The sequence below is a fragment of the Streptomyces sp. SID5785 genome (assembly GCF_009870065.1).
Classification (GTDB): Bacteria; Actinomycetota; Actinomycetes; order Streptomycetales; family Streptomycetaceae; genus Streptomyces.
In genome coordinates, this window is sequence record NZ_WWIA01000895.1 from 1 (window position 1) to 5617 (window position 5617).

At 74.3% G+C, this 5617-nt stretch carries 7 protein-coding genes and 1 pseudogene; 5 read left to right on the plus strand and 3 right to left on the minus strand.

Annotated elements, in window-relative coordinates; genetic code table 11:
- Positions 1-169, plus strand: a pseudogene (locus tag GTW43_RS29255) (SulP family inorganic anion transporter); the annotation flags it as partial.
- 139 nt (positions 170-308) lie between these two features.
- Here the strand turns inward: GTW43_RS29255 and GTW43_RS29260 are convergent.
- Entirely contained in the window at positions 309-1208 is a 900-nt protein-coding gene (locus GTW43_RS29260) for an NAD(+)/NADH kinase (protein ID WP_161305004.1), read from the minus strand.
- A complete protein-coding gene (locus GTW43_RS29265) occupies positions 1205-2221 on the minus strand; it encodes an SPFH domain-containing protein (RefSeq protein WP_161305005.1) in 1017 nt (338 codons plus the stop codon). Before GTW43_RS29265 ends, GTW43_RS29260 begins: the two co-directional genes overlap by 4 nt.
- Positions 2222-2388: 167 nt before the next feature.
- Between GTW43_RS29265 and GTW43_RS29270 the strand changes: the two genes are divergently transcribed.
- Positions 2389-2922: a hypothetical protein gene (locus GTW43_RS29270; protein WP_161305006.1), complete on the plus strand. Its 534-nt coding sequence runs from the start codon at positions 2389-2391 to the stop codon at positions 2920-2922.
- A gap of 21 nt (positions 2923-2943) precedes the next feature.
- Here GTW43_RS29270 and GTW43_RS29275 read toward each other — a convergent pair whose 3' ends face one another.
- Positions 2944-3426, minus strand: a complete 483-nt coding sequence (locus GTW43_RS29275) for a GNAT family N-acetyltransferase (protein ID WP_161305007.1) — start codon at positions 3424-3426, stop codon at positions 2944-2946.
- Positions 3427-3564: 138 nt separating this feature from the next.
- Between GTW43_RS29275 and GTW43_RS37720 the strand changes: the two genes are divergently transcribed.
- The 3 genes from GTW43_RS37720 to GTW43_RS29285 form a co-directional block, all read left to right on the plus strand.
- Positions 3565-3726, plus strand: a complete 162-nt coding sequence (locus GTW43_RS37720; RefSeq protein WP_202502096.1) for a hypothetical protein — start codon at positions 3565-3567, stop codon at positions 3724-3726.
- 195 nt (positions 3727-3921) lie between these two features.
- Complete coding sequence (locus GTW43_RS29280; protein WP_161305008.1) at positions 3922-4797, plus strand: SGNH/GDSL hydrolase family protein; 876 nt, start codon at positions 3922-3924, stop codon at positions 4795-4797.
- 127 nt (positions 4798-4924) lie between these two features.
- Positions 4925-5617: NTF2-like N-terminal transpeptidase domain-containing protein (locus tag GTW43_RS29285; protein WP_343246149.1), on the plus strand; the 693-nt coding region annotated here is incomplete at its 3' end.

The window sequence follows — 5617 nt, forward strand, 5'->3', positions numbered from 1 at the left end:
ACTGCCCGCGATCCTCGACACCCTGGAGGCGCTGCCGCAGGACCGCCCCGTCGAGCTCGACCTGTCGGAGCTGCACCACCTCGACCACGCCTGCCGCACGGCGCTGGAGAACTGGGCGGCGCGGCACAGCTCGGCCGACACGGAACCGGTGCGGCTCACCGCGCTGTGAGCGACGCCCCCGAGACGGGGTCCGGCCGCCGTGCGCCTCCACGGCGGCCGGACCCTCCTTCCGCACCCTGCTCGCCGCGCTCCCCTCTTATGGGGGCTACGTCAGTTACGGCGACTATGTCAGCTACATCGGCTACGGATCAGCCCAACAGGCGCAGCCGATCGGCGCTGCTGCCGACCCGTACCGTCTGCCCCCAGGTCAGGCCGAGCGCGTCGCTCTCCACGCCGTCGCCGAACGCGATGAGCCGCTCGGACTCGACGGTCAGGCTCAGCCGGGCCGCGCCGCGCAGTTCGCCCCCGCTCAGGGACGTGCCGGTGACCGGCGACGGCCAGGCCTCCCGGACGTACCAGAGGAGCCGGTCGTCGGTGGGTGCCGGCAGGGCCGGACCGCCGCCGCGCTCCTGCCACACCGAGCGGATCCAGCCCGTCGCGCCGGTCCCCGTGCCGACCAGCACCCCGGAGGAGGCCTGGGCCTCGACGACACCCCCGTCGTCCTCGAGGCCCAGGCGGTAGCGGGCGGTGCGGTGACCGGCGGCGCCGAGGTAGATCTCGTTGAGCGCGACCAGCCGCTGGCCGTCGTCCGTGACGGCCTCGACCATGGTCAGCTCGTCCACGCCCGTGCCGGCGGCGAGCGCGGCGGGCAGCAGACGGCCCGCGTCGGCGGGCCGGTGACGGACCAGCACCCCGGGGTTGCGGCCCGGATCGGTGTCGACGCCGATCACGGGCCGTGCGCCGACGTACTTCGCGGCGTTGGCCACGAGGCCGTCCTGCCCCACGACCACGACGACGTCCTCCGGGCCGAACAGGAAGCGGTCCAGATCGGCCCGCTCCACCCGGGCCTGACGCCAGGTCAGCGGCACGGCCGCGGCCACCTCGGCCAGCGCCCGGTGGGCGCGGTCGTGCCGCTCGGCGATCTCCTCGATGCCGCGTCCACGGCTACCGAGGAAGAACGCGGCCTGACCGTGCGTGCCGTGGTGGGCGATCAGTTCCTCGTACTCCGTGGTGCGGTGGACCAGGACGGCCCGCGGCGCGAGGCTCACGCCGGACCGTCCGTCGCGCGCTCGCCGCCGAGCTTGGCGAGCAGCCCGGTGAGGACGTCCGGGGACACCGTCACGCTGTCGATGCGCGGCAGGTTCTCCGCGAGGCGCGCCCCGGTGAGGGCGTGCAGGGTCGCCGCGTCGGTGTCCGCGTGGACGCGCAACCACGCCGCCTGCGCCTGGGCGCGGGCCTCGCCGATCTCGCGGGCGCCCTCGGCCTCGGCGCGGGCGAGACGGACGGAGCGCTCGGCCTCGGCCGTGGCGCGGACCGCGTCGGCGGCCGCCTGCTCCTCGGCCTCACGCCGGGCGTTGGTGCCCCGCTGCTCGACCAACTGCTCCTCTCTGCGGGCCAGTTCGATCCTGCTCGCCAGTTCGTTCTCGGCGATGGTCCGCTCGCGCTCGACGGCGACCGCGCGCCGCTCGTAGGTGGCACGGTCCGCCTCCTGCTGGATCCGCTCCCGGGCCGGGGTGCGCAGGGCCCGCTCGACCTCCGGCTCGGGCCGCAGCGCCATGACACGGACGGCGACGACCTGGATGCCGGTCGCGGGCAGACGCGGCTCCCCGGCCAGCCCGGCGGCGACCCGCTCCCGCACGGCGGTGACGCCGTCGGCCATCGCCGACTCCAGCGGGGTGCCGGCGAGGACGTCGAGGGCGTGCTGCTGGGCGGTCTCGGTGAGCAGCGTGGCCAGCTGCTCGAGGGGCGCACCACGCCACACCCCGGTGTCGGGGTCGACGGAGAAGTCCAGGTGCTCGGCGGCGACGGCCGGGTCGGCGATCCGGTAGGTGAGCGTCGCCTGCACGGCGACGTCCTGGAAGTCGGCGGTGCGCCCGTGGAACGTCATCGCCAGCTCCCGGTCGTCGACCGGCACCTCGGACAGCGCGGCGACCAGCGGCCGGAACCAGAAGCTCGCCCCCGCCCCTTCGTGCGCGAGCCGGCCCGCCCGGTGGTGCCGCACGTGTGCGGTCGGCGTGCCCCGCAGATGGCGCCAGCCGAAGCGCCTGGTGATGTCGGCCATGACGAAGCCCCCTTCATTTGAGTCATCACGACTCTAAATAGGGAACGTGTTTCGCGTCAAGGTGACCTTTAAAGCGCCCGCGAGGCGGAGCGAACGCGGCGGCCAGGGTGCCGACGATTGACGGAAGGGTAACTTGCAGGCGCGACGAGCCGCCCTAGATTGCGGGCATGAGCGAGGGGACGACGCCAGAGGCCGCGGGCACCGTGGCGGAACCGGGCCGGGCCGACGCACTGCGCGAGCGGCTCAAGGAGCGCATCTATGCCTCGCTGACCCTGCTGGCCGTCCTCGTGGGCCTCGCCCAGAACGGGCACGCGTCCCACCTCGGAGCGTCCGTCTCGGTCGCCGTCACCGCACTCGGCCTGTGGCTCGCGACCCTCGTCGCCGATCTGCAGGCCCATCCGGTGGCGCACGGCCGGATGCCCCGGCTCACGGAGGTCCGGCACACCCTGTTCGTCTCCAGCCCCCTGCTGACGAGCGCCGTGGGCCCGCTCCTGCTGGTCGGGCTGTCCGCGACGGGCGTGATGCATCTGTCGACGGCCCTGTGGATCGCGGTGGGCAGCGAGGTGGCGACGCTCGCCGCCTGGGGCTGCGCGGGTGGCGTGCGCATGGGCGCCGGGCCGCTGGGCGCCCTGGTCACGGGCGCGCTCAACGCGGTGATCGGCGCGGGCGTCGTCGCCGTGAAACTGCTCGCCGGGCACTGAGACCCACCCGACGGGCACCTGTCACAGGGTGCGGTGCATCACGTGCAGGCCGACCCGGCCGTGCCGCGGATGGTCGAACGCGTCGGGGACGGTGCCGACCACGGTGAAGCCGAGCGAGGTCCACAGCCGCAGCGCGGGATTGGTCTCGACGACGGCGTTGAAGACCATCGCCCGGAATCCGTCCGCTCTCGCCGCGGCCAGCACGTGTTCGGCGAGCGCCCTGCCGTGACCGTGGCCGCCGTGCGCCGGATCCACCATGAATGCGGCGTTGGCCACATCGGCGGCCGGGCCGCCGTAGTTGGCCTTGAGGGAGGCGGAGGCCACGACGGTTCCGTCGCCGTCCTCCGTCACGAAGACCCGTCGGCCGGGTCCGGTCCACAGCTCCCGGGCCGCCGCCTCGCCGGTGTCCCGGTCCCAGGCGTACGTCTCGCCCGCCGCCACGATCTGCCGCCAGAAGGGCCAGATCCGTTCCCAGTCGCCCGCGTGCGCGTCCCTGATCGGCATGGGCCCGAGTCTCGCACGCGGGCCCCGCGGACCGGCCGGGGGCGGACCCCGCCCGCGCGCCGGTCACGGCACCCACGTAAGGTCCCCCTTTGTCCCCCGTCCCGGGGACCGCAGAACCTCACGACCAGGAGTCCCACCGTGCCCGCACCGTCCAGCGCCCCGGCGCCCATCTACGACCAGCTCGTGGACGAGCAGGGCGACGTGCTCGCCGACGTCCGTTCGGCGGCCCAGGAGACCGAGCGCACGGCCGAGGACGTCCTCGACTTCGCACGGCCGGCGCCGGGTGAGCACGTGCGCTGAGTCACTCACGGCAGCAGGAACGGGCGGGGCCGCTTCGGCCCCGCCCGTTCGTGTGAGCTGGGCACGCCACGCCGTGCACGCCTATTGACGCAAATTCGAACCCGTCGGTAGCTTCTTCAACTGTCAGCGCGCTGAAGTCCCCTGTTCTCATACGGAACTTGGCCATGAGCCGAGCCGGTTTCGAAGGAGTTCCAGATGGCGATCCGCGCGTGGAACAGTCGTGCCCTGGCCGTCGCGGCCACGGCCGGCGCCGCCCTCGTCACCCTGACCGGGCCGGCCCAGGCGGCCCCGCAGCCCCTTCCCTACGTCGCCCTCGGCGACAGCTACAGCGCCGCGTCCGGGGTCCTCCCCCTGGACCCGTCGGCCTCCCTGCTGTGCGCCCGGTCCACCGCGAACTACCCGCACGTGATCGCGCAGCGCACCGGCGCCGACCTCAAGGACGTGACCTGCGGCGGAGCCCAGACCAAGGACTTCACCGGCTCCCAGTACCCGGGGGTCGCGCCGCAGCTCGACGCGCTGTCGACCGGGACCGAGCTCGTGACGCTCACCATCGGCGGCAACGACAACAACACGTTCATCGACACGATCCTGTCGTGCGCCGCGGCCGGGGTCCTGTCGGCCGGTCAGGGAGACCCCTGCCACGACAAGTACGGCGACAAGTTCGCCAAGGACGTCGACACCAAGACCTACCCGGCGGTGAAGGCCGCGCTCCGGGCGGTGCACGACAAGGCGCCGAACGCCCGGGTGGCCGTCCTCGGCTACCCGTGGATCATGCCGGCGAAGGCCGAGCCCGGCTGCTTCGTGAAGATGCCGCTCGCCTCGGGTGACGTCCCCTACGTACGGGACATCCAGACGCACCTCAACGACGCCGTGCGCCGGGCCGCCGACGAGACGGGGTCCACCTACGTCGACCTGGCGGCGGCCTCCGAGGGCCACGACGCGTGCCGGCCCGTCGGCACGCGCTGGGTCGAGCCCGCGCTGTTCGGCACGAACTTCGTCCCCGTGCACCCCAACGCGCTGGGCGAGTCCGCGATGGCCGACCTCACGATGGACGCCCTCGGCCTGCGCTGACCGTCCGCGCCCCTCGCCGCGAGCGCTCCGGACGCCGACCTGAACGGCGCAGTCCGACAGGGACACGGCCCCGGGTCCTGCCTACCGTGAGGACCCGGGGTCGTGGAACGACAAGGTCGGAGGACCCGTGAGCGGCGAACGGCACACCAGGCGCAGGAAGACATGGCTCGCGGGGGCGGCGGCCCTCGCACTGGCCGGTGCGGGCGTGGCCGGCTGGGCCGCGGTCGCCGACGGCACGCAGGCACCGCGCACCGGGCCGCTGTCCGCCGGGGAGGTCCGCTCGGCGGCCGGGGAGTTCCTCGACGCCTGGTCCGACGGCGACACGGAGCGCGCCGCGTCCGGCACGGACGACGCGAAGGCCGCCGAGTCCGCACTCCACGACTACCTCGACCGGGCCCGCCTCTCCCCCGTGGCGATCGCGCCCGGTGACGCACGGGGCACGCGCGTCCCGTACACGGTGCGGGCGGAACTCCGCTACGACGGGGCGCGGGCGCCGATCCGCTACCGGGACACACTGACCGTGGTGCGCCGGACCGGCGACGGCAAGCCGGTCGTGCACTGGGCCCCTTCGGTGCTGCATCCGCGGCTCGGCCCGGGCGAGCGGCTCACGGTGCACGAGACGGGCGCCGCGCCGGTGCGGGCGACGGACCGCGACGGGGCCCGGCTCGACCTGGACGCGTTCCCCTCGCTGGCGCCGGTCGTGGCCGGTCTCGGCCGCTCGTACGGCAGAACGGCCGGCGGCAGGCCGGGGCTCGAACTGCGCACCGTCGCGGCCGGCCGGGCGAGCGGGGACGCCGAACCGCCCTCGGGCGAGACCCTG